This window comes from Streptomyces lydicus (assembly GCF_004125265.1).
GTDB lineage: Bacteria > Actinomycetota > Actinomycetes > Streptomycetales > Streptomycetaceae > Streptomyces > Streptomyces lydicus_C.
The window spans coordinates 8,377,973-8,404,000 of sequence record NZ_RDTE01000003.1 but is presented as its reverse complement, the minus strand read 5'-3'; the positions used below and the strand labels follow the sequence as shown (position 1 = coordinate 8,404,000).

At 70.8% G+C, this 26,028-nt stretch carries 22 protein-coding genes; 15 read left to right on the top strand and 7 right to left on the bottom strand.

Translation table 11 applies throughout. The annotated features are described in order from the left end of the window. Positions 1-307: 307 nt before the first annotated feature. Entirely contained in the window at positions 308-1,264 is a 957-nt protein-coding gene (locus D9V36_RS39600) for an NAD-dependent epimerase/dehydratase family protein (RefSeq protein WP_129298010.1), read from the top strand. A 63-nt stretch (positions 1,265-1,327) separates the two neighbouring features. Here the strand turns inward: D9V36_RS39600 and D9V36_RS39595 are convergent, their stop codons facing one another. Next, complete coding sequence (locus tag D9V36_RS39595; RefSeq protein WP_129298009.1) at positions 1,328-1,864, bottom strand: DUF4232 domain-containing protein; 537 nt, start codon at positions 1,862-1,864, stop codon at positions 1,328-1,330. 461 nt (positions 1,865-2,325) lie between these two features. Between D9V36_RS39595 and D9V36_RS39590 the strand changes: the two genes are divergently transcribed. After that, the gene (locus D9V36_RS39590) at positions 2,326-4,638 is read left to right on the top strand and encodes an FUSC family protein (protein ID WP_241721232.1); all 2,313 of its coding nucleotides are present in this window, start codon (positions 2,326-2,328) and stop codon (positions 4,636-4,638) included. Positions 4,639-4,789: 151 nt separating this feature from the next. On the opposite strand, the gene D9V36_RS39585 is transcribed toward D9V36_RS39590, so the two are convergent. From D9V36_RS39585 to D9V36_RS39575, 3 genes are all read right to left on the bottom strand, one after another. Further along, complete coding sequence (locus D9V36_RS39585) at positions 4,790-5,509, bottom strand: ribonuclease H family protein (protein ID WP_129298007.1); 720 nt, start codon at positions 5,507-5,509, stop codon at positions 4,790-4,792. A gap of 121 nt (positions 5,510-5,630) precedes the next feature. Further along, a complete protein-coding gene (locus D9V36_RS39580) occupies positions 5,631-6,308 on the bottom strand; it encodes an AIM24 family protein (protein ID WP_129298006.1) in 678 nt (225 codons plus the stop codon). Between the two features lie 56 nt (positions 6,309-6,364). Continuing rightward, positions 6,365-7,057: a hypothetical protein gene (locus D9V36_RS39575; RefSeq protein WP_129298005.1), complete on the bottom strand. Its 693-nt coding sequence runs from the start codon at positions 7,055-7,057 to the stop codon at positions 6,365-6,367. Positions 7,058-7,684: 627 nt separating this feature from the next. On the opposite strand from D9V36_RS39575, the gene D9V36_RS39570 reads away from it, so the two are divergent. Continuing rightward, positions 7,685-9,016: a sugar transferase gene (locus tag D9V36_RS39570; protein WP_241721399.1), complete on the top strand. Its 1,332-nt coding sequence runs from the start codon at positions 7,685-7,687 to the stop codon at positions 9,014-9,016. 76 nt (positions 9,017-9,092) lie between these two features. On the opposite strand, the gene D9V36_RS39565 is transcribed toward D9V36_RS39570, so the two are convergent. Next, positions 9,093-10,037 (bottom strand): GDP-L-fucose synthase family protein, encoded by a 945-nt coding sequence (locus D9V36_RS39565; RefSeq protein ID WP_129298003.1) that lies wholly within the window; start codon positions 10,035-10,037, stop codon positions 9,093-9,095. A 177-nt stretch (positions 10,038-10,214) separates the two neighbouring features. Between D9V36_RS39565 and gmd the strand changes: the two genes are divergently transcribed. The 3 genes from gmd to D9V36_RS39550 are packed head-to-tail and all read left to right on the top strand — an operon-like array spanning position 10,215 to position 12,918. Next, on the top strand, positions 10,215-11,228 hold the full coding sequence (gene gmd / locus D9V36_RS39560) for a GDP-mannose 4,6-dehydratase (RefSeq protein WP_129298002.1): 1,014 nt from the start codon (positions 10,215-10,217) through the stop codon (positions 11,226-11,228). Beyond that, positions 11,225-11,797, top strand: a complete 573-nt coding sequence (locus D9V36_RS39555) for a putative colanic acid biosynthesis acetyltransferase (RefSeq protein ID WP_129298001.1) — start codon at positions 11,225-11,227, stop codon at positions 11,795-11,797. The genes gmd and D9V36_RS39555 overlap by 4 nt, the downstream gene beginning before the upstream one ends. Continuing rightward, positions 11,794-12,918 carry a glycosyltransferase gene (locus tag D9V36_RS39550; protein ID WP_241721231.1) on the top strand — a complete coding sequence of 375 codons (1,125 nt, stop codon included), beginning with the start codon at positions 11,794-11,796 and terminating at the stop codon, positions 12,916-12,918. The genes D9V36_RS39555 and D9V36_RS39550 overlap by 4 nt, the downstream gene beginning before the upstream one ends. A gap of 41 nt (positions 12,919-12,959) precedes the next feature. On the opposite strand, the gene D9V36_RS39545 is transcribed toward D9V36_RS39550, so the two are convergent. Beyond that, positions 12,960-14,168 (bottom strand): glycosyltransferase, encoded by a 1,209-nt coding sequence (locus D9V36_RS39545; RefSeq protein ID WP_129299012.1) that lies wholly within the window; start codon positions 14,166-14,168, stop codon positions 12,960-12,962. A 186-nt stretch (positions 14,169-14,354) separates the two neighbouring features. Here D9V36_RS39545 and D9V36_RS39540 point away from each other — a divergent pair, with 186 nt between their 5' ends. The 5 genes from D9V36_RS39540 (at position 14,355) to D9V36_RS39520 (ending at position 21,193) form a co-directional block, all read left to right on the top strand. Further along, positions 14,355-15,860, top strand: coding sequence for a hypothetical protein (locus D9V36_RS39540; RefSeq protein ID WP_129298000.1), 1,506 nt, complete (start codon positions 14,355-14,357; stop codon positions 15,858-15,860). Next, positions 15,857-17,536, top strand: a complete 1,680-nt coding sequence (locus D9V36_RS39535; RefSeq protein ID WP_129297999.1) for a polysaccharide biosynthesis tyrosine autokinase — start codon at positions 15,857-15,859, stop codon at positions 17,534-17,536. The genes D9V36_RS39540 and D9V36_RS39535 overlap by 4 nt, the downstream gene beginning before the upstream one ends. Continuing rightward, positions 17,533-19,101 (top strand): oligosaccharide flippase family protein, encoded by a 1,569-nt coding sequence (locus D9V36_RS39530; protein ID WP_129297998.1) that lies wholly within the window; start codon positions 17,533-17,535, stop codon positions 19,099-19,101. Before D9V36_RS39535 ends, D9V36_RS39530 begins: the two co-directional genes overlap by 4 nt. Before the next feature lie 118 nt (positions 19,102-19,219). Next, complete coding sequence (locus D9V36_RS39525; protein ID WP_129297997.1) at positions 19,220-20,728, top strand: fibronectin type III domain-containing protein; 1,509 nt, start codon at positions 19,220-19,222, stop codon at positions 20,726-20,728. A 36-nt stretch (positions 20,729-20,764) separates the two neighbouring features. After that, positions 20,765-21,193, top strand: a complete 429-nt coding sequence (locus tag D9V36_RS39520) for an adenylyltransferase/cytidyltransferase family protein (RefSeq protein ID WP_129297996.1) — start codon at positions 20,765-20,767, stop codon at positions 21,191-21,193. A 66-nt stretch (positions 21,194-21,259) separates the two neighbouring features. On the opposite strand, the gene D9V36_RS39515 is transcribed toward D9V36_RS39520, so the two are convergent. Next, positions 21,260-21,985, bottom strand: a complete 726-nt coding sequence (locus tag D9V36_RS39515) for a CDP-alcohol phosphatidyltransferase family protein (protein ID WP_129297995.1) — start codon at positions 21,983-21,985, stop codon at positions 21,260-21,262. A gap of 41 nt (positions 21,986-22,026) precedes the next feature. Between D9V36_RS39515 and D9V36_RS39510 the strand changes: the two genes are divergently transcribed. From D9V36_RS39510 to D9V36_RS39495, 4 genes are all read left to right on the top strand, one after another. After that, positions 22,027-23,331, top strand: coding sequence for a glycoside hydrolase family 55 protein (locus D9V36_RS39510; RefSeq protein WP_241721230.1), 1,305 nt, complete (start codon positions 22,027-22,029; stop codon positions 23,329-23,331). 191 nt (positions 23,332-23,522) lie between these two features. Continuing rightward, positions 23,523-24,584, top strand: coding sequence for an HpcH/HpaI aldolase/citrate lyase family protein (locus tag D9V36_RS39505; protein ID WP_129297994.1), 1,062 nt, complete (start codon positions 23,523-23,525; stop codon positions 24,582-24,584). 5 nt (positions 24,585-24,589) lie between these two features. Next, a complete protein-coding gene (locus tag D9V36_RS39500) occupies positions 24,590-25,465 on the top strand; it encodes an HpcH/HpaI aldolase/citrate lyase family protein (protein ID WP_277753572.1) in 876 nt (291 codons plus the stop codon). Between the two features lie 153 nt (positions 25,466-25,618). Beyond that, on the top strand, positions 25,619-25,987 hold the full coding sequence (locus D9V36_RS39495; protein WP_347239865.1) for a hypothetical protein: 369 nt from the start codon (positions 25,619-25,621) through the stop codon (positions 25,985-25,987). Positions 25,988-26,028: the final 41 nt, after the last annotated feature.

The following is a 26,028-nucleotide window of genomic DNA, read 5'->3' as shown; positions in this document are numbered from 1 at the left end:
ACCTCTGAACGAGTGACTGGTCGCTCTATCGGGCCGGGCGCACCTCGCCCCCGGGCCCGGGCCGCGGCCGACGCTGCGATACGGCCGTCACCGGCGGCCGTGCGGGGTGCGCGCCTGCGCCCTTGCCGGGCCCGGCCGCACCTCCATTGCGATGACGCATCGCTAGCGTTATAGTCTCTAACAGAAGCGAGACGGCAAAGCGCCAATTCTCCCGCCTTCTGACTCCACGGTCACCAGCACCACGCCCCTCAGCCACCAACCACCGGCCACCCGCCATCCGGCCACCGGCCCTAGAGAAGGAATCGCCATGTCTGCCGCAGAACACCCCCTCCATGCAGTGCTGGGCGCCGGGCCCGCCGGTACCGCGCTCGCCGGCGAACTCGTCCGCCGCGGTCACGCCGTACGCCTGGTCAGCCGCTCGGCACCGGAGAACGCCGCCGAGGGCATCGAGCGATACGCCGCCGATGTGAGCACGCCCGAGGGGGCGCTGGCCGCCGTCGAGGGCGCCGCCGTCGTCTACCACTGCGTGAATGTCGACTATCACCGCCAGATCGAGGTGATGCCGCAGGTCCAGCGCGCGGTGCTGGCCGCCGTCGAGACCACGGGCGCCCGCCTGGTCGTCCTGGACACGCTGTACCCGTACGGCCCGACGCACGGCGAGGTCATGACGGAGGACACTCCGTGGCGGGCGACCAGTCGCAAGGGGCGGATGCGGGCCGAGCTGGACGAGCGCTATCTCGCCGCCCACCAGGCGGGCCGGGCCCGGGTCGCCCTCGGGCGGGCGGCGGACTTCGTCGGCCCCGGCGTGCTCAACTCCACGCTCGGCGGAGCGGTCTTCCCCGGCGCGCTGACCGGAGGGGAAGTCCTCGGTATGGGCGATATCGACCTGCCGCACAGCTACACGGACATCCGCGATGTGGCGGCCGGCCTCGCCACCCTCGGCGAGCACCCGGAAGGCGACGGCAGGGTCTGGCATCTGCCCACCGCGCCTGCCGCCACCACCCGCGAGATCCACTCGATGATCGAGGAGCGGGTGGGCCGCCCGCTGCGGCGCGTGGTCCTTCCCGAGCCCCGCCCCTTCGGGCCGTTCGACGCGGCCTTCATGGACGAGTACGCGGAGATGTTCTACCAGCACACCGAGCCGCAGGTCATGGACTCCGCGGCCTTCACGCGGACCTTCGGCGTCCACCCGACGCCGCTGGGTGCCACCCTCGACGCCACCGTCGACTGGTACCGCGCGCTTCTGGCCGGCGCCCGGAGCTGACCCGGCGCGGCATGCCGGAGGCCCGACGCGCGGTGCGTCGGGCCTCCGGGGTGCCACAAGCGGTCAGGAAGCGCTGGGCGGCGTCGCCGACCAGGCCGTCACGGACAGCTTCCCGCCGTCGACGGCCTTGTCGAACGCCACGACGCCGTGCGAGTTGCTGCCCGTCGGGGACACCTGCAGGTACTTGGCCTGCACGGACGGGCCGGCGTGCGTCCAGACCAGGTCGGCGAAGGCGCTCTTGCCCGGCTTCAGGGTGACCCCGTGCGCGCCCGGGTCCTTGGCGAAGTAGGTGTCACCGTGATGCGCGGTGGTCTTCAGGGCCGTGTGACCGGCCCCTTCCAGCGCCAGCCCCGGGTAGCCGCCTATCGCGCACGCGCTGGTGCCGGTGTTGGTCACCTTGAGGTAGGTGCCCTCGTGATTCATTCCGACCTGGCTCGAACCCGCGCTGGTGGTCGTGACCTTCAGCGTCCCCGGCTGGCACGAGCCGGCCGCGCCGGATCCTGCCGCACCGGCCGCGGAAGCCGAACCGGCGCCCGCTCCCACAGCAAGGGCGACAGCGGCCGTGACGGTGGCGGCGGTACGCAGACCACGGATGGTCATCAGTCATCAACTCCCTTTTCCCCGGAACCCGGAGAAACCTCGGTGTGTCACACCCGCCGTCCGGCCCGCACGGCCCTCCCCGACCCCCGCGACGACTCGCACGGGAGAGCCGGCCACCGGACCGGCCGGTGCGTGCTGGTTCGTTCGCGACCCACCCTGGGTGCCGCCACTGGTGATCGGCTAACGCCTGGCTAACACCCGGAAAACCGGACGGCGGCGCCGGGAAGGCGGAGGAGCGCCCGGGGCGGGGAGATCGTGAGGGGAAGCTCGCGAGGAGGTGGCTCGCGAAGCCCGGGAGGGGAGTTCGCGGGGTACGGGGTACGCGGGGTACGAGACCCGCACCTGCCACACGGCTGCGGCCGGAGACGACGCCCGGAGGCGATGCGGATGAAAGCCTTCCGATCAGGCGTGCGATGCTGGAGCACCCCTGATCATGGCAAGAAGTGGGAGTGTACGGCACCGTGAGGGCAGCGATACGGCGGGCTCGGACGAGAACCTGGGACCGCTTCGCGGCATCCGACCCAGGGCTGCTACGGCTGAAGGCGGGGCTGCGGACGGTCGGGGCGATCGTGCTCACCCTCGTCGTCCTCGCCCTGCTCGGCACCGGCGTCACCCTGATGGTCGCGGGTGCCATGGCCGCCATGGTCGCCACCTTCGCGATCAGGGAGAAGGAGGTGCGCGGCCAGGCGATCACACTGGCGCTGGGCCTGCCCGTCGCGCTGGCCGCCATGTCGCTGGCGGCGCTGCTGCACAACCTGGTCATCGCCGGTGACGTGTTCTTCGTCCTCCTGATCTTCGGTGCCGTCTACTCCCGGCGGTTCGGCGACCGCGGCACCGCGCTCGGTCTGATCGGCTTTCAGGTCTACTTCGTCTCGCTGTTCGTCCACGCCACCGTCCCCGCCCTCCCCGAGCTGTATCTGACCCTGGGCATCGCCCTCGCGTGCAGCGCGGTCGTACGGTTCGCCGTCGTCCCGGAGACACCGCAGCGCACCCTGGGCCGGCTGCGTGAGGCCTTCCGGGCGCGTCTCGCCCAGCTGCTGGCCACCCAGATGGAGCTGCTGGACGCCGGCCCCGAGGAACTGGACAAGGTCCTCGACGACCTGCGGCGGCACACCGCCCGGCTGCACGAAGCGGCCCTGATGATCCAGGGCCTCCTGGAGGAGGGCACACAGAGCGCCGCCGCGGCGGGACTGGTGCAACGCCGCGTCGCGGACGCCGAGATCGCCGCCGAGCGGCTGGGCATGCTGATACTCAACGCCCGCAGCGCCGAGCGGGCGGACACCCTCACCATGCATCTGCCGCACGCCCCCGTGCCGGCCACGGCGACCCGTACCCCGGCCGAGGACGCGGCGACCGTCACCCTGCGCCGGGATCTGAACTCTCTGCTCCTGCTGGTCGCCCGGCGCGCAGCCGACGACCGCGGCACCGCGCTCGCCCATGTACGCAACAGGCTGCTCGGCTACCGCGACGAGGACAATCTGCCGCGCGCCTCGTCCGTCGTCCAGGACGTGTTCCGCGGGGTCGGTGAGAGCGCGCGGGCCGTGCTGGGTCTGCGGCTGGCGCTCGACGGGCCGCAGGACGAGTCGGACGACACCCCGGCCACCACGCGCTCACGTGAAGAGTTCGACGCCGAGAATCTGGCGATCGTCGCGGCCGAGGAGGCCGAAGAGCCGGAGGAGGACCGCACCGGGCTCCGGAGGCCGACCACCCGTGCCGCGTGCCAGGTCGCGGTGGGCTCGACGCTGGCCATCATCGGCGGTGAGTTCCTGTCCACCCAGCGCTGGTACTGGGCGGTGCTGACCTGCTGGGTCGTCTTCCTCAACACCGCGTCCACGGGCGAGATCCTGGTCAAGGGCTACCGCCGGCTGGTGGGCACGGTCCTCGGCGTGGTCGCCGGTGTCGCGCTCGCCGGGCTGGTCGGCGACCACCCCTGGCCCGCGTTCGCCCTCGTGCTGCTCTGCATCTTCGGGATGTACTTCACCGCACCGCTGTCGTACGCGCTGATGTCCTTCTTCGTCACCGCGATGCTCGGGCTGCTCTACACCCTGCTCAACACCTACAGCCTGACCGTGCTGGTGCTGCGCATCGAGGAGACGGCGCTGGGCGCCGCGTGCGGGATCATCGCCGCCGTACTGGTGCTGCCGGTCCACACCGACCGCCGCACGGACGAGCAGCTGGGCACGGTGCTGGTCCGGCTGCGGGACGTCGTCTCCGCCGCGGTGGAACAGCTCAGTGGCGGGCCGGCCGTCGACCTGCTGGGCAAGGCCCGCGATCTGGACACGGCGCTGGACGATCTCCGTGCCTCCACCCAGCCCCTGACCCATCCGATCACCCCGCTGCGCGTGCGGCGGCGGACCGCCCGGTACCTGGTCGCGCTGCTGGAGACCGCCGCCTACCACGCCCGTTCCCTGGCGGCGACGGCGGAACTCGTGCCGTACAGCAAGACCATCGCGGCCGACCCGCGCCTGGAGCGAGCCGGCCGCCGGATCGGGCAGAACATCGATCTCATCGTCGCGCGCGTGCTGGAGGAGAGCACCGAGGGCGAGGTGGAATCCGGGGTGAGCATCGCGGCGATGCTCGATGCCGCCGGTTCCGAGGCGCTGCGTTCGGGCACGGTCACCTTCCGCGTGCTGCGCCACCTCCAGCGCCTCGACGAGGGCGTGGTGGGCATCGCCCGCCCGCTCGGCGTACCGGTGGCGAGCCCCAAGGGCGGCAAGTCAGACTCAGGACACGGGGCGAGTGACGCGGCCGATGCCGCAGCGGCTCGTGGGTGACCGGACTGCCAAGCCTTCACGTCCTCGCGTCGGTGGGCCGAGCTGCAGCGCAGAACCGGCCAGGACTCCCCGGGGGACGGCATACCTTCCCCGGGAAGCCCACGCCGCGGGTTCACGGACGGACGTCGGTGGTGCGCGCTGCCGAGGACTTTCAGTCGCCGCTGCCGGCGCCCGAGCGGCACGCGGGGTGCCCCCAGCCGTCCGGGTTCTTGGTGATGGGCTCGCCTGCCGCGTAGGAGCGCCCGCAGCGGCAGCGTCCGGGGAACTTGGCGTTGAGGGTCCGTGTCGTGTTCGCCGTTCGCCGCTTGGGCGAGGACGCCGTCTTTGCCGTGGCACCGGAGGCGCCCCGGCGCGGGCCGGCGGGCGGGGAGGACGGCGGTGGCTGCGGGGAGCCGAGCTCGCTGCCGGCGGCCTCCTGGACGACCGCTGCCTGGCTGGCGGCCCGGTCGGCGAAGTCGTTGAGCGGATCGCCGTCCACCTGGTGCGCCGGTACGTACCGGAACTCCACGGAGCGGTCGGTGAGCAGCGCATCGATGCGCATCACGAGTTCCTGGTTGGCGACGGGCTTGCCCGCGGCGGTCTTCCAGCCCTTGCGCTTCCAGCCGGGCAGCCAGGTGGTGACGGCCTTCATGGCGTATTGGGAGTCCATCCGGATCTCCAGGGGCACGGCCGGTTCGGTGGCCGCCAGCAGGCGTTCCAGGGCCGTGAGTTCGGCGACATTGTTCGTTGCGGTGCCCAGCGGCCCGGCCTCCCACCGCACGACGGTTCCCTCACCGTCGGCGATGACCCAGGCCCAGCCCGCGGGCCCGGGGTTTCCTTTCGACGCGCCGTCACAGGCGGCGATCACGCGTTCAGCCATGGGCGCGATCATGCCAGCCGGCGACGCGCCGGGCGAAGTCGCCTCTGCCGCCGCCCGGTATCTGCCGCTGCCCGGTGCCGGCCTGATCTGCATTGCCGGGTCAGCGGGCGCGGGGATGACCGACCCGCAGCGGTCAGTTGCCGGCTTCCTTCTCCGGGCGGAGTTCACTGGGCCGTACGATCACGAAGCCCTCGCCGTCGAGACGGAGCTGGACGGCCTCGCCGGAGCCGCCGCGGAGCATCGACCCGAGGCTCTGCGAGCGGTGCAGCGAGGTCTGCAGGCTGCTGCTCCAGCCGACCACGGCGTCGGTGTCGACGAAGACCGGGGACTGCGGGGACACGGGTATGACGAGGGGATTGCCCTCGCACATCACCGCCAGTTTGCCCTGCCCGCTGAAGACCGAGTTGAAGAGCCCGCCACCGACCATGCCGGCGCCCTTGACGACCTTGATCTCGTAGGAGAGCGACGGGTCGAAGCACAGCACGTTACGGCCGTTGACGGTGATGCCGTCGCCGGGGGTGAGGTCGATGACGAAGCAGTTGGCGGCCTCGTGCGCGAACCACACCTCACCGCGGCCCCGTACGGCCATCAGCGCCAGCCCCTCGCCGGTGACCGCCCGTTTGAGGAACTTGCCGAGGCCCTGCCCCTGCTTCTCGAATTGCAGATCACCGCGGTAGGCGATCATCGAGCCCTGTCGCGCATAACACTCGCCGTCCAGGACGTACTTGATCGACTTGGCGTTCTGCTGAGTCATTCCGGGCGCGGTGGCAGGCGTGGCCATGTTCTCCGCGGAGAAAAGGTCGCTTTTCATGGCCTGCATGCTAACGACGTACTCGGCCTGTTCACCCCGTCAGTGCATCAGGGCTCTCAGGCAAGTCCGGCGTATGTCACCGTCCGCCCCGGTTTCAACGCACGGGCGACCCGATGAGCCAACTCCTCGCCAGTGCGCTCCAATGCGATACATCGAGCGTGGTGCCGGTCTTCGTCGCGCTCCGCCACATAGCGATTTATCTCGGCGTCATAGTCACCGGCCCAGGTGTACAGGTCGTCCACCAGATCGTCGGGCAGGTCGACGGCGGCCGCAGGGTCATCCGGCATGAAGTCACCGAACCCCTCCGCACGGAGAGGCCCCCAGTGATACTCGGCCATCATGGTCATGTGCAGGGGATGCGGTGGAGTGCCATGTGACTCCAGAGTCCAGTGCAGGCGTGAGCACCCCCAGCACACGAACTTCGCCGTGCCGTGCCGCGCGTCCCCATAGCGCACCACCCATTCCGGCCCCAGGTGCCGGGCCAGGGATTGAGCAAGTCCGAGGCCGGTCCTGACGTGTTTGCGCAGCGCAACCTTGGCGGTGGGGCCTTCCGGTGGAAGAGCGGCGTTCCAGGAGAGAAGGCCGTGCACCAGGCTTTCGGAAAGGGCCAGGGCGGGATCGCCCACCGGCACGCCATGGGTGAAGTCGTCCGGGGCAACCGCATGCAATCCCGCGGTCGAGGTGAACAGGGGTGAGTCATCTCCTCGTGCCCGCATCAGGAGATGACGAGGTGCCGCTTGCTCGTTCATACCGGATTTGCTCCCCTCAGGAAACCGTTGTCGCCCACCGGGATGGCGACGCGATGGGCCCTGTCGGTGAAGGCACTTGCGTGCGCGGTGCCGGCCTGGTGGACGCGCCGTGGACCGATGACTTGTTCCTCCGCCGTGGTGGAGGTGCGCAGCCCCGGCTTGGTGTACTGCTGAAGCGGCCGCCCATGCTTGTGGCAGGCGACGCACCCCGGATCGTCCGGCGGCCGCGCACGAGCGGTGCGGCCCGCGGCCCGCCCGGTGCGGGTGCCGGAACAACGGCTGAAATCGGATCACGCGACCGTTGGCTTGTAAACAATCGGACACAAGAACACTCAAAATAGGTAAACCACAGCAGTCGGGCGCATCGTGCTCTAGCGTCACGTCCGACACGGAGGCGGTTGTATGGCCGGGGGGCTCCAGCCGCGCCGGAATGAGGGGACGACCAAGTGGGGGGCCATGGGGTTGTTCGAAGCTGCCGGGTCTCGGGTGATCGAATCACCTGCCGGAACAGCCAAGATGGATCGCGCGCCGCAGCGCAGCGAGTCAGACAGGCACAAACCGAGGGAACGCCGGCTGGTGCGGCTGGCGTGGGCCGTGGACGCCTTGGGCGCCCTGGTGCCGGTCGGCATGCTCTGTGCCGTGACACGGCAGCCGCAGCCGTGGCTCACGGCGGTGCTGGCCGGACTGTCGTGGCTGGCCGTCGGCACAGCGAAGAATCGTTACACCCGGGAGGAGTTGAGCAACAGCAACACGGTGCTGCCGGTCGTGCGGGACTGGCTGACCATGCTGGGCGTGCTGGCGGTCATCTGTGTCGGGGCACGGATCGAGGTCGACCTCGCGGTCTGTGTGCTCGCACTGCTGCCCTGCCTGGGACTGAGCCTGGTCCGGCGCCGGCTCGTCCACCGCTATCTGCTGGCCATGCGCCGTCGCGCGCAGGCGCTGCGACGCGTGCTGGTGGTCGGGGAGGCGGGCGCCGTCGATGTGGTGCTCGCGGAGCTGGCGCACCGTACCGACCACGAATATGTCGTCGTCGGCAGCTGTCTCGTGGGCGAGGAAGCCACTGACTCGGCGCTGCCCGTCGCCGCCCGGCTCGCCTACGACGGGGAGGCACCCGAGGGGGCGCCGGACGGGGAGACCGTCCTCAGGTGCGCCGCGCAGCTCGATGCCGACCTCGTCTTCGTGGCGCCGGGGCGTCAGCTCTCCGCGGCTCGGGTGCGCCGACTGGCCTGGGCGCTGCACGACGGGGGGCGGAATCTGGCCATACTTCCGGGACTCATCGATGTGTCACAGCACCGGGTCCGGCTCGCCAAGGCGGCGGGCCTGACGGTGATGCACATCGACCCGGCGGGCCGGCGGGGGCTGCCGGTGTTACTGAAGCAGGTCACCGACCGGTTGGGTGCCCTGCTGCTGCTCGTACTGCTCTCCCCCGTCTTCGCCGCCGTGGCCGCGGCCATAAGGCTCACCACCGCGGGCCCGGTGTTCTACTGGCAGATCCGGATCGGCCGGGATCTGATGCCGTTCCGGATGTGGAAGTTCCGCACGATGGTGGTCGCCGCCGACCGGATGCGGGGCGCGCTGGAGCGGTCGAACGAGCACGACGGGGCGATGTTCAAGATCCGGCGGGACCCCCGGGTGACCCGGGTGGGCCGTCTGCTGCGGCGCTTCTCGCTGGACGAACTGCCCCAGTTGTTCAACGTCCTGACCGGCCATATGTCCCTGGTCGGCCCGCGGCCGCCGCTTCCCGAGGAGGTCGAGCGGTACGACGGGACCGAGATCCGCCGGTTGTCCGTCAAGCCGGGGCTCACCGGTCTGTGGCAGGTCAGCGGGCGGTCCGACCTCTCCTGGGACGAGACCGTCGCACTGGATCTGAGCTATGTGGACAACTGGTCCTACGGCCGGGACATCGGTGTGCTGGTCCGGACCGTGCGCGCCGTGGTGGACGGGCGCGGTGCCTACTAGGGACACAGGGCTCCGGTGTGCGGCCGGCGCCCCGCCGAGGGGCGGGCGCCGGCCGCACACCGGGGGACGGGCCCGCTCACACCCGGGCCGCCTCCTCCTGCCACGCCCGGTAGGTGCCGGCGATGCCCTCGGCCAGCGGGATGGTGGGCGACCAGCCCAGTGCACGCATCCTGCTGATGTCGAGCAGCTTGCGCGGGGTGCCGTCGGGGCGGGACGGGTCGAAGGTGATCCGTCCCTCGTAGCCCACCACGGAGGCGACGCAGGAGGCGAGGTCGGCGATGGTCAGGTCCTCGCCGCAGCCGACATTGACGGTGTCCTCGCCGTCATAGCGGCGCAGCAGCACCTCGCAGGCCGCGGCCAGGTCGTCGACGTGCAGGAACTCGCGCAGCGGGGTGCCGGTACCCCAGAGGGTGAGTTCCGCCTGCCCCTTCTCCTTCGCCTCGTGGAAGCGGCGGATGAGCGCGGGCAGGACGTGCGAGGTCTCCAGGTCGAAGTTGTCGCCGGGTCCGTAGAGGTTCGTCGGCATGGCGGAGATGAAGGAGGCTCCGTACTGCCGGCGGTAGGAGCGGATCTGGACCAGTCCGGCGATCTTGGCTATCGCATACGCCTCGTTGGTGGGCTCCAACGGCCCGCTGAGCAGGGCGTCTTCGGTGATCGGCTGCGCGGCGTGCTTGGGGTAGATACAGCTCGATCCGAGGAACAGCAGACGGCGGACCCCGGCGTGGTGCGCGCCGGCGATGACGCTGAGCTGGATGCTGAGGTTGTCCTCCAGGAACTGCACGGGGTAGGTGCTGTTGGCCATGATTCCGCCGACTTTGGCGGCCGCCAGGACGACGGCATCGGGACGGGTGGCGCGCAGGAACTCCGCGGTGGCATCGGCGTCACGCAGGTCGAGCTCCGCGTGCGTACGGGTCACCACGTCATAGCCCCGGTCGGTCAGCCGCCGGGCCACGGCGGATCCCACCAGGCCTCGGTGGCCCGCGACGAAGACACGGGCGGGTGTGGGCAGCAAGTCATCCATGGGGCGGATTGTGTCAGTCACCCCGATACGTCCACCGGCTATTTCAGGAAATATCTGTTGCACTCCGCTCTCGACCACCGACCACGGAGCGGGTAGCGTCCACGCCCCGCGGTCCGCCGGCGCGTGGGAATCCGATCGACCGATCCCGATGTACATCACTTCTCGTGGGGGGAAGCCATGCCGAAAACCGCGGTTATCACCGGTATTACCGGACAGGACGGTTCTTATCTCGCCGAATTGCTGCTCGGCAAGGGCTATGAGGTGCACGGGCTGATGCGACGCTCGTCGAGCTTCAACACCGAGCGGATCGACCACATTTACCAGGACCCGCACACCCCGGACCGCAGACTGATGCTGCACCACTGCGACCTCTCGGACGGGGTCGCGCTGGTGAACCTGCTGCGGGATGTGCAGCCCGACGAGGTCTACAACCTCGGCGCCCAGTCCCATGTCCGGGTGTCCTTCGACGCTCCGCTGTACACCGGCGATGTGACCGGGCTGGGCGCCGTGCGGCTGCTGGAGGCCATTCGCGCCAGCGGGGTGCAGACCCGGCTCTACCAGGCCTCGTCCTCGGAGATGTTCGGCGCCACCCCGCCGCCGCAGAACGAGGCGACGCCCTTCCACCCGCGCAGCCCGTACGGCTGCGCCAAGGTGATGGCGTACTGGTCCACGGTCAACTACCGCGAGGCGTACGGGCTGTTCGGCGTGAACGGCATTCTCTTCAACCACGAGAGCCCGCGGCGGGGCGAAACCTTCGTCACCCGCAAGATAACCCGCGCGGTGGCCCGCATCCAGGCGGGACTGCAGGAACACCTCTACCTGGGCAACCTCGACGCCGTCCGCGACTGGGGCTACGCCCCGGAGTACGTGGAGGCCATGTGGCTGATGCTCCAGCGGGACGAGCCCGACGACTACGTGGTGGCGACCGGTGTGGCCGCGACGGTGCGCGACTTCCTCCGGGCCGCCTTCGCCACCGTGGAGCTGGACTGGGAGCGCTATGTGCGCTTCGACCCGAAGTACGAGCGCCCCTCCGAAGTGGACGCGCTCATCGGCGACGCGTCCAAGGCCAAGAGTCTGCTGGACTGGTCGGCGAAGGTGCAGTTCGACGAACTCGCCCGGATCATGGTCGAGTCGGACGTGCGGCAGCTGGCGGACGAGCTCTCCGGCCACCGGGTGCGGGTGGACCGATGACCTCTACGTCTCCCTCTGCTACCTCGCGCTCTGCTGGCGCCACCGCCACCGCCCGCCGGCTGCGGGGTTTCACCGGCGCCGGTTATGACAAGGGCCGGGGGCTGCTGACCCAGGCCGTCTGGTTCGCCGTGCTGAACCTGGTGTTCATGAAGTGGTGGTGCCCGCCGCGGCTGCGGCCCCGGCTGCTACGGGCCTTCGGCGCCCGCGTCGGCGACCGGGTGCTGATACGGCACCGGGTGCGGGTGCAGTGGCCGTGGAAACTGACGGTCGGCGACGACGTCTGGCTCGGTGAGGACTCCTGGCTGATCAACCTGGAGCCGATCAGCATCGCCAGTGACGTCTGTGTGTCCCAGGGCGCCGTGCTGTGCACCGGAAGCCATCAACGGCGCTCGCCCACCTTCGAGTTCGACAATGCGCCGATCCATCTGGCGGAGGGGTCCTGGGTGGCCGCCCGCGCCATGGTGCTGCGCGGTGTCACCGTCGGGGCGGGCGCGGTGGTCGGCGCCGGTGCGGTGGCCCACCGCGATGTGCCTCCGGGGGCCGTGCACACCACCGGGGGTGCGGTATGAGGGTCACCCATGTCGTGACCCTGGTCAGCGACGACGGGGCGTACGGCGGCCCGGTGAGCGTGGCCACCGGACAGCTGGGCGAGCTGGCCTCGCGCGGCCACGCGGTGGAGCTGGTCTCGCTGTGGCGGGGACGGGGCGCGCCCCCGCGGTCCGTGGACGGAGTACCGCTCCGGGCCCGGCCGGCCCGCACCCTGGTGCCGGGGCAGGGGTTCCTCGGCCTGTTCCACCCGGGGCTGCTGCCGCTGCTCTGGCGGAGCGTCGGCCGGTCCGAGGCGCTGCATCTGCACGCCGGGCGTGATCTGGTCTCGCTGGCCGCGCTCGTCGTGGCCGTGATGCGCCGCCGCCCCTTCGTGGTGCAGACCCACGGCATGGTCCAGCCGCGCGGCTCGGTGGTGGCCCGGCTCTTCGACCGGGTGTATGTCCCGCTGCTGCGCCGGTCGGCGGCGGCACTGGTGCTCACCGACGAGGAGGAGGCCGGGCTGCGGCAGGTGCTGGGGCCGCGCGGCCCGCGCCTGGTCAGGCTCCCCAACGGAGTGCGTACCCGGCCCGGCGACGGGGAGCGGGGCGCGGCCGATGTGCTGTTCCTCGCCCGCCTGCAGAGCCGCAAACGGCCCGAGGCCTTCGTACGGATGGCGGCGCTGGTGCACCGCAAGCGGCCCGAGGTGTCCTTCACCCTGCACGGTTCGGACGAGGGGCGGCTCGCGGAGGTCCGGCGGCTGATCGCCGGGGAAGGACTCGGCGAGGTGGTGACGTACGGCGGGGCCCTCGATCACGACGCCGCCGTGCGGCGGACCGCACGGGCCACCGTGTACGTCCTGCCCAGCGTCGACGAACCGTTCCCGATGAGCGTGCTGGAGTCCTTGGCGGTGGGCACGCCGGTGGTCTGTACGGACAGCTGCGGTATCGCCCCGGCCCTTGAGCGGCGCGAGGCCGCTCTGGTGACCGACGGTTCGCCGGAAGAGCTGGCGGATGCGGTGCTGCGACTCCTGGAGGACCCCCCGTTGCGGGAGCGCGTGACCCGCGCGGGCCGGGAGGCCGTCGAGGCGGAGTTCTCGCTGGCGGCCGTGGCCGACCGGCTGGCGGAGCTGTACGGCTCGCTCGCCCGGCCCGGCGCCAGGTGATCGGGGGCGGCGGGGACGGACACCGTCCCCGCCGCCCGCGGCTACCGCCCGGCCTTCGCGGTCCGCAGCAGCGCCATGATCCGCTCCAGCCCTGCCCGGCTGCTCAGCCGCTGCTCGACGTACTCCGGACCGCGGGCTCCGAGCCGGGCCGCCCGCGCAGGGTCGTCGGCGAGCGCCCGGACCTCCGCCAGCAGCGCCTTCGGGTCCTCCGGTGCGATCACCGACCCGGCGCCCGCACGCAGCACCTCCTGGGCGGTGCCCCCTTCGGCGGCCACCGACGCGATCACCGGCCGGCCCGTCATGAAGTACGAGGTGAGCTTGGACGGCAGGCTCATGTCCAGCACGGAGGCCTTCTGGGTCACCGCCAGCACATCGGCGGCGGCCAGCACCTCGGGGAACTCCGCGGTGTCGGCGGGTGGCAGGAAGGACAGCGAGGAGACGCCCGCGGCGAGCCGCTGCAGGTGCGCGCGCTGGTTGCCGTCGCCCATCAGCACGATCCGTACCGGCGCGGCTTCCTGGTCGGCGAGCCGGGCGGCCTCGACCAGTACCTCCAGTCCCTGCTTGAGGCCCATGTTGCCGGCGTGCAGCACCACGGTCTCCTTCTCGGACCAGCCCAGCCGGGCCCGGGTCCGTTCCCGGTCGCCGCTCGGGCCCTCCACATGCGTCCAGTTGGGCACCACCTGCACCCGGGCGCGCGGCACGCCCATCGCCGTGACCCGGTCCACGAACGACTCGTGCACCACCCCGACGACGGCCGCCCCCCGCAGGACCCTGGCCTCCACCGCTCCGGCGAGGGCGGCGGCCCGGCCACCGCCCTGGATACCGCTCTGTTCGGCGGCGGCCCCCATCAGGTCCTGGACGATGACGACATGGGGCACCCCCGCCCGCCGCGCGAGGCGCCCGCCCAGCACTCCCCCGGCCAGACTGGGCATCTGGGTGAGCACCACGTCGGGACGGATACGCGGTGGTGCCACGGCGCCGTGCGCCAGGATGCTGGCCTCGAACAGCGCGCGGCGCAGGGCGGTCTGGCGCGGCGGTACGGTGTGGCGCCGGCGGTGCACCGTGACCCCGCCGCGGCGCTCCCGTATCCGCCACCGGCCGCGGTACCCCTCCGCCACCCGCCAGGCCGGGTAGTGCGGCATGCCCGCGAGGACATGGGTGTCGGCGCCGGATGCGGCCATATGCTCGGCTATCTGTGTCGAGTACGGCCCTATGCCGGTGTGTTCGGGCGCGTAGTTGGTCGAGACCACCAGCACGCACCGGCCCGCAAACGAGTCTTCCAAGACTGGCCCCCCTCAGGATGTGCGGTCATCGTAGGAGCCCGCCGGGGCCCGCGGGCTGTGAATTGGGTTGCGATTGTGTCCCGAAGGCGACCTTGTTTTCCCGATGTCCCTTAGATTGTGATCGCTGGTGGGGAGTTGGGGGGAGGTGGGTCGATGACGTACGGGAAGCGTCCGGGTGCCGAGGCACCGGTGCGCGGCATCGCCGCGCTGTGCTGCTGGGCGCTGCTGCTGGTGGTGCTGCTGCCGGTGCTGATCCTGCAGTCGACGGACGCCCGCTTCGGCGCCGCGCTCGCCGTGCAGTGCGTGGTGGTGCTGCACACCGGTGGGGCGCTGGCCCGGGTGCTGACGGATGTCCGGGCCAGGGTGGTCGCCTTCGGTTTCTGGCTCTTCGCGTACGTCTGGCTGGGCCTCGCGCCGCTGGCCATGCTCGCGACGGATGCGTATCCGCGGGGGTTCATGGTCGACGCGAACACCGCCTTCGTGACAACGGCCGTGGTGGAGACGGGACTTCTGGCCTACAGCGCGGGCTCGGCGCTGGCGTCCTGGCGGTCGGCGCGCTCCTCCGTGGTCCTCGAACCGCTCCTGGCCCGACGGCTGTCACCGGTGCGGGTGCTGCTGCTGTGCGGCCTGGCACTGTTGCTGGCCGTCGTGCTCATCCCCGGTCAGGGCGGGTTATCGGCGTTCTTCCTGAGCCGGCAGGCGGCCAACGAGGCGGCGGCAGCGGCGGAACCGGCCGGTTCGGCGGACCGCGCCATGGCGGCCTGGGCGCTGTCGGTACCGGCGTTCTGGGCGCTGGTGGCGCTGGTGCACGTACCGCGGTTCTCCGAGGGGGACCGGACGCTGCGCGGATTACGGTGGCTGCTGCTGCCGCTGCTGATCGCGGTGAACGTCGTGGTCAACAACCCCATCAGCCAGCCGCGTTTCTGGGCCGGCACGGTGCTGCTGGCGCTGGTCTTCAGCGCGTCCTGGCTGCGGGGGCCGCGCGCCTTCCGCTTCGGTGCGGCGGCCGTGGCGGCGGTGGTGCTGGTGGTCTTCCCGTACAGCGACTACTTCCGCTACGACAAGCGGGAACCGGTCCATGTGGTCTCGCTCGCCGAGCAGTTCACCGGCAACGGCGACTATGACGCGTTCCAGCAGATCGAGACGGGTGTGGATTACGTCCGCACCCATGGCTTCACCCCGACGGCGGCGCTGGGCCCGCCGCTGTTCTTCGTGCCGCGCGCCGTATGGTCCGGCAAGCCCGACGACGCGGGCATCCTGCTCGCCCGGCACGCGGGCTACACCTTCACCAATCTGTCCGCGCCGCTGTGGGTCGAGACCTATATGTGGGCCGGTTTCCCTTCGGTCATCGCGGTCTTCGGTCTGGTCGGCGCGGTGGGGCGGCGCATCGACCTCCTCCGGCACCGGCTGCGGCGGCGCCGGGGCACCGTCGCGGCGCTGCTGGTGCCCGCCTTCGGCTTCTACCAGCTGGTGCTGCTGCGCGGCAGTCTGATGGCCATCGTGGGCCCGCTGGCGCTGCTGGTGTGCATCCCCCTACTGATCACCCGTAAGGCGGGACGGCGGACTCTGCCGCCGGCCGCGCAGGAGTCCGTGTGCGCACCGGCATCCCCGGCGCACCGGGTCACCTCACCTCAACCCACAGGAGGAGCACGTACGTGAGCGTCTTCGACGAGCCCGCGGAGGAGCCGGACCAGATCCGCGACCAGCTGCGCCAGCTCCTCCGCTATCGCGCTTTGCTGGTACTCGGGCTGGTGCTGGGCATGCTCGGCGGCGCCGCCGTGTCCCTGCTGGGCGGCTCGACGTACACGGCGACGGGTGAGGTGGTGGTGCATGCGATCAGCACGGCGCCCTTCGAGGCCGGCGGTGTCTCGGTGGACAAGCAGATCAGCATGGGCACCGAGCGGCAGATCGCCCAGAGCGCGTCGGTCGCGGCCGGTGCGGCCAAGGCCCTCAAGCTGGACACCGACCCGGCCACGCTCCAGCGCGATCTGCGGGTGAGCAATCCGCCCGAGACCCAGACCCTGATGTTCGAGTACAGCGCGGACACCGCCGACCGGGCGTCGGCGCTGGTCAACGCCTTTGTGCATGCGTACCTCGACTACCGTCAGGACGCCGCGACCCAGCGGATCGACAAGACCGTCAGCAAGCTCGGCGAGGAACTGAAGCCGCTTCAGGAGCAGCGCAAGGTGCTGGACCGGCGGATCGCGGGGGCGAGCGGTTCGGGCCGGGCCACCGATGAGTCCGAGCGCAGCAACCTGGTCTCGGAGATAGCGGATCTGCAGGGCCGGATCTCCAGTCTGAAGTCCCTCGACACCACGCCCGGCGACATCGTCCGCAAGGGTGATCCGCCCGCCTTCCCGTCCAGTCCCGGTCTCGTCGTACTGCTGCTGGCGGGCGCCGTGATCGGGCTGGTGCTGGGCATCCTGGCGGCCTGGGTCCGCTCGGTGCTGGAACCGCGGGTCCGGTCGGTGGCGGATGTGCAGGACAACCTGCGGGCGCCGGTGCTCGGCATCCTGCCGCGCCGGCAGGGGGGAACGGAGCTGCTGGAGGTCGGCCGGAGCGGCCGCGGCAACCGCGCGGAGGCCTACCGCACCATCGCCTTCCGGCTGGTGCACGACCAGCGGTTCGCCGGGCGGGGCAGTCTGCTGATCGTCGCCCCCCGGGAGAACGCGGACGCCGTGTCGGTCGCGGTCAACCTGGCCGGTGCGTTCGCCGAGATCGGCAACGACATCCTGCTGGTCGAGGCCGATCTGCGCACCCCCCGGCTCGCCCAGCGGCTGCCGGTGCACCCCGGCCACGGCCGTCCGGTGCCGGGCAGCTGGGCGGACGGCGAACGGCTCGCCGTGGACGCGGGCGTCGACGGGCGGTTCGATCTGCTGCCCGGCCGGGAGGTCCCCAACCCGGCGCGCACGCTGTCCTCTCCGCAGTTCGCCCGGCTGCTCGACACTCCGTCCGGGCCGAACGAGAACGTCGTGGTCATCACGGGGCCGCTGCTCTCGCATGCGGACGGGCTGGCCGTCGCCAAGCAGGCCGCGGGCGTCGTGGTGGTGTGCGATATGAACGAGGTGCGCCGGGACGATCTGGACCGGGTGTGGGAGCTGATCACCACGGCCGGCGGGCACATCCTGGGCGCCGTCCTGGACAAGGGCAGCCACGGGCCGTCGCTGCGCCGGCTGACGGACGGCGGGCCCACCCACCGCAAGCACGGCCGGAGCCGCGGCCGCGCCGCCGTGGCACCGCCGCCGCAGCTGCCCGGCCCGCCGCCGCCCGCCGCCGGCCCCGCGCCGGTGACCAGAGGGCCCCTGGACACCGACACCACCTCGCTGCGCAGGTGACGGCCATCCGTCCGGCGGGCTCCGGCCGGCCCGCGCCGACGGCTCCCGGTCCGGCCGAGGGAGGCGGGCGCGGGGTCGCCACGACCGCCCGCGGCAGTCTCTTCGGCCTGGCGGGCTCGGCGGCGAACGCGCTGTTCGGCTTCGTCCTCGTCGCCGTGGTCACCCATGGGCTCGGGGCCCGCGGGGCCGGCGCGGTCTTCACGGGCGTCGCGGCCTTCACCATCCTGAGCAATACGCTCAAGCTGGGGGCCGATACCGCCCTGGTCCGCTTTGTCTCCCGGGACCTCGAACTCAGCGGCGGGGGCGGGGTGCCGGGGCTGCTGCGCATCTCGGTGCTGCCGACGCTGCTGGCGAGCACCGCGGGGGCGGCGGCGCTGCTGTTCTCCCCCGGGCTGGCCGGCCTGCTGCTGCCCGATCTGGCACCGGGCGAGGCCGCCTCGCTGATCCGGCTGTTCGCGGTGTTCCTGCCGGTGACGACGGTGGCGCTGGTACTGCTCGGGGCCACCCGGGGGTACGGCTCGGTGGTCCCGTTCGTGGGCGTCGAGCAGATCGGCAAACCGGCGCTGCGGGTCCTCCTCGCGGTGCCGCTGGTCCTCCTCACGCCGAGTGTGGGCGCGCTCTCCGCGGCCTGGCTGGTGCCGGGGGTGCTGGGTGCGGTGACGGCCTGCCTCTCGCTGCGCAGGTCCCGCCGTACGCATCCGGGCACCGGCCGGCCTCCGCCGCAGACACGGGAGTTCTGGGCGTTCGCCGGTCCGCGGGCCGTCTCGTCGGTGTTCGACATCACCGCGGTGTGGACCGGGGTGATCCTGCTGTCGGCGCTGGGCACCGCCGCCGAGGCCGGCGTCTACACCGCGATCGGGCGGCTGGTCACCGCGGGGACGCTGCTCCAACTGGCGATCCGGCTGGCGGTGGCCCCGCAGATCAGCAAGCTGCTCGCGGGCGGCGACGCACCCGGCGCGCACCATCTGCACCGGCTGTCGACGCGCTGGATCGCGCTCTTCTCCTGGCCCGTGTTCCTGGTCCTCGCCGCCTACCCGCGGACCGTGCTCTCGCTCTTCGGGCCCGGCTTCTCCGACGGGGCGCCGGGCCTGGTGGTGCTGGCGGCCGCCTGTCTGGTGAACGTCGGCTTGGGCAATGCGCAGACGGTCATCCTGATGGCCGGGCGGAGTGTCTGGAATCTGGCTGTCGCCGGGTCCGCGTTCGTGGTCCAACTGGGCAGCACCGTATGGCTGGTTCCGCGGTACGGGGTGCTGGGGGCGGCGGTCTCCTGGGCTCTGGCGATCGTGGTGGACAACGGCGCCTCGGCGTTGCTGGTCCGCTACCGGCTGGGCTTTCGCACCGTCGACCGCGGCTATGCGGGTGCCGCACTGGTCGGCGTCGTGGCGGTGGCGATCCCGGTGTTCGCCATGCGGACATTTCTCGGCGACAGCGTTCCTGGCGCGTTCTTGGGAATTGTTTTGTCGATTGGGGCTTTCGGGGCCGCCATCTGGCGCTATCGTTTGCCGCTGGGGGTAGGGGAGTTCTTCGGTGCGCTACGCAAGCGTGGTTCGGAAAACTCGCGGTGAACACCGGGCTCATTTCCGCACAGAAATCGTCTCGTTCCCGCCTCCTCCCCCGACAATTCCCATCGCGCCATGCTTCCAGGGGGGACCTGTGCGCCAAAGAAGCAGAACCATCCATCTCGTGCTCGCGGCCGCGGTACTGGGTACCGCGTCCACGGCACTGACCGCCGCTCCCGCTCAGGCCACCGGCGAATCCACACTGACCGCCGATCCGCTGAGCACCTGGCAGACCGACGGCATCGTGTGGGCCATGGCCTACGCCAAGGGCATCGTGTACGTAGGAGGCACTTTCAGCCACATTCGGCCGCCGGGTGCGGCCCAGGGCACCGATGAGGTCGCCCGGACGAACTTCGCGGCCTTCGACGCGAAGACCGGCCAGCCGCTGCCGTGCGCCCCGGCGTTCACCGGCGGCACGGGCACCATCCGTGCCATGAAGGCCTCGCCCGACGGCTCGAAGATCTACATCGGCGGCTCGTTCGGCAAGGCCGGCCCGGTGGGGCGGTCCAACACGGCCGCGCTCAACACCGCTGACTGCACGATCGGGGCGGATTGGAAGCCCACGGTCAGCTCGACCGTACGGGCCATCGACGTCACCGACGACGCCGTCTACCTCGGCGGTGGCTTCGGCACCGTCCAGGGGCAGTCCCGCGAGCGGGTCGCCGCCCTGCGGCCCGACAGCACCCTGCTGCCGTTCAAGGCGACGATCCGGGGTTCCTCGGTCGGCAACGACCCCACCCCGGCGGTCAACGCCCTCACGGTCGCCCCCAAGCTCAACAAGATCATCATCGGCGGCCGGTTCACCTCGGTGAACGGGAGCCTGTTCGGCGTGCACGCGCTGGCCGGACTGGACGCGACCACCGGCAAGGTCGTCGACTCCTTCACCGGCTGGATCCCCAGCCGGTCGGCCGTCAAGGCGCTCGTCAACGACGGCACCAACTTCTACCTGGGTGCCGAGGGCACCGGTGGCGGGGTCTTCGACGGCCGCGCGGCCGGACGGCTGTCCGACGGCTCGCAGCTGTGGAAGGACACCTGCCTGGGCGCCACCCAGGCGGTGCTGCCGTACAAGGGTGTGCTCTACAGCGGGTCGCACGCGCACGACTGCTCCAACACCCCGGGCGGCTTCACGGACATCAACAACCGCCAGCACTTCCTGGCGCAGTCGATCTCCGACAAGACGATCCTGCCGTGGTTCCCGGACACCAACGACGGCATCGGCGAGCAGATCGGCCCGCGGGCGCTGACCATGGCGGACGGGATCCTGTGGGCGGGGGGCGAGTTCACCACCGTCAACGACGCACCGCAGCAGGGCCTGACCCGGTTCGCCGCGGCCCCGGACACCGGGGCGCCGCAGGTGCCGCTGCTCAGCGGTTCCAGCGGCTCGCGCGGAAAGATCACGCTGAACTGGAAGGCATCCTGGGACCGGGACAACGGCGTCCTGACCTACAAGATCTACCGTGACGGCGAGTACCTGACCTCGCTGGGCCAGGACTCGCGCTACTGGAACCGGCCCAACATGAGCTTCACGGACACCGTGGAGCCCGGGTCCCAGCACCGTTACTCGATCGAGGTCACCGACGGCACCAATGTCTCGGGACGCAACGGCCCGGTCTATGTGACCGCCAGGAACTGACCGCAGGGCACGTGGGGGTAATCAAGTGGGGGGTAAATGACGCACCGAGTAGGTTATGCGCCCGGGGTCTACGACCTTTTCCACGTCGGGCACCTGAATATTCTCCGGCACGCCAAAAGCCAGTGCGACTATCTGGTGGCCGGTGTGGTGTCGGACGAAATGGCGATGCAGGCCAAGGGAAAGGCGCCGGTTATTCCGCTCACCGAGCGGCTGGAGATCGTGCGCAGTGTCCGGTTCGTGGACGCGGCGTTCGTCGAGACGGTGCCCGACAAATTGGAGACCTGGCAGCAGGTGCGGTTCGACGTCCTCTTCAAGGGCGACGACTGGCGGGGGACACCCAAGGGCGACAAGCTCGAGCGGGATTTCGCGACGGTCGGAGTCGATGTGATCTATTTCCCCTACACCGTGCACACGTCGAGTTCCCTGTTGCGCAAGGTGCTCGACGGGCTTGCGCATCCGGCATGAACCCGCCGGGGTGACCCCCGCCGCACCCGGGCAGCCCGCCCGGGTGCGTTGTCCGTCTCCGGCCCGTCAGTGGCCGGGGGCGGACAATTCGCGGTACCACTTGACCAGGAACGCCCCCATGAAGAGCACATGGGCGACGAGCAGGCAGCAGTACAGCGCCGTGAACAGGTCCCGGCTGCCGAACAGCAGGAATATCGCGCAGAAGACCCCGTAGTCGACCGGAAGCAGGGCTACGGAGCGCAGCGTGGAGGCCTGCGGTGCGGGTGCGCTCACGCCGCTCTTCTGCCGTTCGGCGCGCCGTAGTTGCTCGGTGAGGATGCCGCCGAAGAAGACCACCACCGCGGCGAACTGGAAGACGACGGGGAGCAGCAGCCAGCGAGGATCGGAGAAACCGAAGTAGCGGTAGAACGAGACCAGCACGGCCATGTGGACCGCCAGCATTTTCGCGCAGTCGACCACATGGTCCAGCCACTCCCCCGCGGCGCTTCCGGTCCGCGTCAGCCGGGCGAGCTGTCCGTCGGCGGAGTCGAGGGCGAAGCCGATGACCAGGGCCGCGAATATACCGGCCGCCACGGCGAAAGAGGGCCGCAGCGTCGCAGTCATGACCACGCCGGCAAAGGTGAACACGGCACTGATCAAGGTGATGTGATTGGGCGTCAATTTCAGCGTGTAGCCCGCGGCAGCCAACACCCGGCCGGCCGGCCGGTTCACATAACGCGAGTACAGGGACACTCCCTTCGAGGATTTCTGGGCGGCCGACAGCTGTCTGATCGCATATCCGAACTGGCTCATGTCCCCCACCTGATGAAATGGACCCCCGAAGGAGCAACATCATGGCAGGCAGAACCTCCCCGTCAACCGGTGGTGCCACCCGCCGGGCCGTGCTGGCGGGATCGGCCGCCGCGCTGGCAGCGGCCCTCACCGGGTGTGACGACTCCTCGCCGCCCCCTGCCACCCGGCAGTCGTCCGACGACGCCAAGGTGCCCCCGGTCACCGGTCACAAGCCCAAGGGCAAGGACGTCATCGACGTGGTGGCGGATTGCGGCGCCAAGGGCGACGGGCGCACCGACGACAGCCGGGCGTTCGCCCGCGCCTACGCGTACGCGGCGGGCCGGGTGTGGGACCACATAGGCCGGACCGTGATCGAAGTCCCGGCCGGGACCTATCTGATCCGCTCCCCCAACGCCCTGCTCAATGCCCAGGGGGGAAAGCTCAAGGCCAACGGCTTACGGTTCCGTGGGGCCGGCAAGCGCATGACCCAGCTGCTGTTCGCGCCGCGGCAGGCCGAGAACGCCTATCTGTGCCGCAACGAGGACAGCTGGGCGAATGTGATGTTCGAGCAGATCGGCTTCGCCGCCGCCACCCCGGGCGCCTCGTTCTTCTACTCCTACTCGACCGGGCAGGCGCAGGACTACCGCTTCACCGAGTGCGAGTGGACCGGCGAGTGGACCTACGGCGTCGCCCTCGACGGCAGCAACACCAACTCGGAGATGCGCTGGGACGCCTGCCGGGTGGGCGGTGCCTACCGCAAGGCGTTCCTGTACTCCGGGCTGTCCCAGAAGTCGCTCAGCCGCCCGCAGCAGGACCAGTTCCTCAACTACTGGTTCAACGACATGAAGGTCGAGTACGCCTGGGGGAACTTCCTGGAGTTCCCCTACGGCGGCTCCATCACCTGCCGCGGCGGCTCCTACATCGTCACCGGACGCCGCCCCGAGGACTCCGGCGACTACGGGCGCACCAGCACCTTCTTCCGCTTTCCGCGCGGTCCGCACCACGACTCCGTACAGCGCTTCCACGCCGAGGACATCCGCTTCGAGGTGCGCGACCCGGACACCGTCGTGATCGACTGCGCCTGGGACAGCGGGACGGTGCACTTCAACGACTGCGACGACACCGCCCAGGCGTTCAAGTCCTTTGCGCAGGACAGCAGTCCGCACCGCTACCGCATCGGCGCCCAGGGCCCGCTGGTGCGCTACGACTCCTGCCAGCTGTCCGGGCAGCACGCCTACGAGGCGGAGAGCGGCGGGCCCGGCGCCCGGGCCCGCTACGACATGTGCCGCCTGCGCAATCACTCCCAGCAGGACTTCATCAAGGGTGCGGGCGACCGGGTGTCGTTCGTCGACTGCCTGGGGTCCTGAGCGGACCGGCGGCGGTGGCGGGCGGCGGGCACGGCGCGGGGTCCGTGCGGCGGGCACGCCGCTGCCGACGGTGATCAACGGCACACGTACTGGTCAGTAGCGTTCTGGTCGTGCGGGCCTAGAGTGAGGGCCGAATGGCGCCGCCGGGCACCCGGCGGCGGCCCGCCCTCCGAGCCGACCAGGGAGACTGCATGCGCTCTCCGAAGGACTTCTTCCGCCCGCTGGCCGTCGGGGCGCCGACCCCGGTACGCGAGGTACCGTTCCGGCCGTCCCGGATGATCCATTTCTTCGATCCCGGCAACGAGAAGATGGCCGCGAAGGTGCCGTCCATCGCGCCCACCGTGGACGTGCTGCTCGGCAACCTGGAGGACGCGGTCGCCGCCGACCGCAAGGAAGCGGCCAGGTCCGGCCTGGTGAAGATCGCCAAGGCCACGGAGTTCGGCGACACCCAGCTGTGGACCCGTATCAACAGCCTGGACTCGCCCTGGGCGCTGGACGATCTGCTGACGCTGGTCACCGAGATCGGCGACAAGCTGGACGTGATCATGGTGCCCAAGGTCGAGGGCGCCGAGGACATCCACTACGTCGACCGGCTGCTGGCGCAACTGGAGGCGAAGGCACAGGTCCGGCGGCCGATCCTGGTGCACGCCATCCTGGAGACCGCCACCGGTGTCGCCAATGTCGAGGAGATCGCCGGCGCCAGCCCCCGGATGCAGGGCATCTCGCTCGGCCCCGCCGACCTCGCCGCCAGCCGCCGGATGAAGACCACCCGGGTCGGCGGGGGCCACCCCGGATACCTGGTCCGGGAGGACCCGCACGGCGCGGACGGCGCCGCGCCGCGGGCCACCTTCCAGCAGGACCTGTGGCACTACACCCTCGCGCGGATGGTCGACGCCTGTGCGGCGCACGGCATCCTGCCGTACTACGGCCCGTTCGGTGACATCAAGGACACCACCGCCTGCGAGGACCAGTTCCGCAACGCCTTCCTGCTCGGCTGCGTCGGCGCATGGAGCCTGCACCCGGTGCAGATCGGCATCGCCAAGAAGGTCTTCTCGCCCGCTCCCGCCGATGTCGCCTGGGCCCGCCGGGTCATCGAGGCGATGGGCGACGGCACCGGTGCGGTGATGATCGACGGCAAGATGCAGGACGACGCCACGTACAAGCAGTGCCAGGTGGTCGCCGAACTCGCCGACGCCCTCGCCGCCCGTGACCCCGAGCTGCGCGACGCCTACGCCGCGGCCGAAAAGGAGTAAGTCCCGTGTCCGACGCGATCCTGCGGCCGCGCCGCTCCCTGCTCTACATGCCCGGTGCCAACGAACGCGCGCTGGAGAAGGCCAAGTCCCTGCCCGCCGACGCGCTCATCCTCGATCTGGAGGACGCGGTCGCCCCCGACGCCAAGGCCGACGCCCGGATGCGGGTCGCGGCCGCCGTGGCCTCCGGCGAGTACGGCTACCGCGAGGTGACCATCCGGGTCAACGCACCGGGCACCGCCTGGCACGCCGACGACCTCCGGGCCGCCGCCGAGGCCGGTCCGGATGCGGTGGTGGTACCCAAGGTGGAGTCCGCCGAGACCGTGCGGGAGGTCGAGCGCGCGCTGGAGGCCGCCGGCGCTCCGGACCACACCGCCCTGTGGGCGATGGTCGAGACACCGCGCGCGATGCTGGACGCGCGTGCGGTGGCCGCGGCCGGTGAGCGGCTGACCGTGCTGGTGATGGGCACCAACGACCTGGCCAAGGAGCTGCACGCCGAACACGTCCCCGGCCGCGCGCCGCTGCTGACCGGGCTGTCGCTGGCACTGCTGGCGGCGCGTGAGAGCGGCAAGGTGATCCTGGACGGCGTCTACAACGACGTGAAGAATCCCGAGGGGTTCGAGGCGGAGTGCGTTCAGGGGCGGCAGTTCGGCTTCGACGGGAAGACGCTCATCCACCCGTCCCAGGTCGAGCCCTGCAACCGGGTGTTCGCCCCGTCGACGGAGCAGATCGCCCGCTCCCGGAAGATCATCGACGCGTTCGACGAGGCCACCCGCGAGGGACGCGGGGTCGTCACCGTCGACGGCCGGCTGATCGAGAACCTGCATGTCGAGGACGCCCGCCGGATCCTCGCCCTGGCCGAAGCGCTCGACGGGCGCGGGTAGGACCACGGCCTCCCAGGGCCGTCCCGGTGAATCCCATAATCGGACAGGGTGAACATGTGAGGCGGGCCGTTGCTCCTGCTAGGTCGTTGCGGGCATCCGGGATACCAACACCCGGGGGCCATCGATGAGGTGCAGGAGCACACTGTGAAGAACATGGCACGCGTCAATTTCGTGATGGCAGGAGCCTGCGGCCTGCTCCTGGCCGCAGGCGGGGCCGCGCCCACCCTGGCGTGGGCCGAAGCGTCCGGCGGCGACGGGGTCTCCAACAGCAACACCATCGCCCGCTTCGACGCCCGGACCCATTGCGGGCACCGGACCAGGTTCTGTGTCAACGGCCCGGTGCTCAGCGGAAATCCCGGGCGTTCGCAGAACGTCTATGTGGCCGGCTCCAACAGCAACAGCGGCAGCCCGAAGAACACCCAGGGAAACACCAACGACGACAGCGGCGGCACCACCGGCGCAGCGAAGAAGTCCAACAACAACATGCAGCACGTCGGCCGCCACGGCACCCAGAAGCTGTAACGGCACACCGGATCCCGCCGGCCCGGGGACTCCTGGGCCGG